At 47.1% G+C, this 548-nt stretch carries 1 protein-coding gene; it reads right to left on the reverse strand.

Annotated elements, in window-relative coordinates:
- Nucleotides 1-23: 23 nt before the first annotated feature.
- Nucleotides 24-548 (reverse strand): substrate binding domain-containing protein (locus tag R7Q48_RS30155; RefSeq protein WP_318134076.1); only part of this gene is annotated, 525 nt, incomplete at its 5' end.

Genomic DNA, 548 nt, shown 5'->3' on the forward strand with positions numbered 1-548 from the left:
TGATAGCGACGTGATGAATCGCATTAAACATGGGTGGGTTCCTTAGACACGAGATGTTCGTTTACAAAGTCGAGAAATACACGCAGACGTGCAGGCATGTATTTGGTTTGTGCGTACTGCATAGCGACCGCACCGTGGTAGTTACTTTTGATCATCCAATCGGACAACACTTCGACCACTTCTCCGCGCTCTAATGCCTCTTTCACCACGAAATCGTGGAAGATGCCAATTCCTAAACCGGCCTTGACGCCATTTAGGCGCATTTGCGAATGGTTGACCGCATACCGACCACTGACCGCGATGGAATGAAACGCCTCTTCTTTAAAAAACGACCAAATGTTGTCTTTGTCGTTTTCTGCTAGGTAAATACAGTCGTGCTGTTCAAGTTGCGTCGGATGTTCTGGCATGCCTCTTTGTGCGAGGTAATCTGGTGAGGCACACAAAACCAGATTGGTTTTGCTGATCTCTTTGAGCACCAAATTTTCATCCGGTTTATCGGTGAGCTTAAAAGCAACATCAATGCCCTGACGAAACAGGTCGATTTCCCC

The organism is Vibrio sp. 378 (assembly GCF_033339435.1).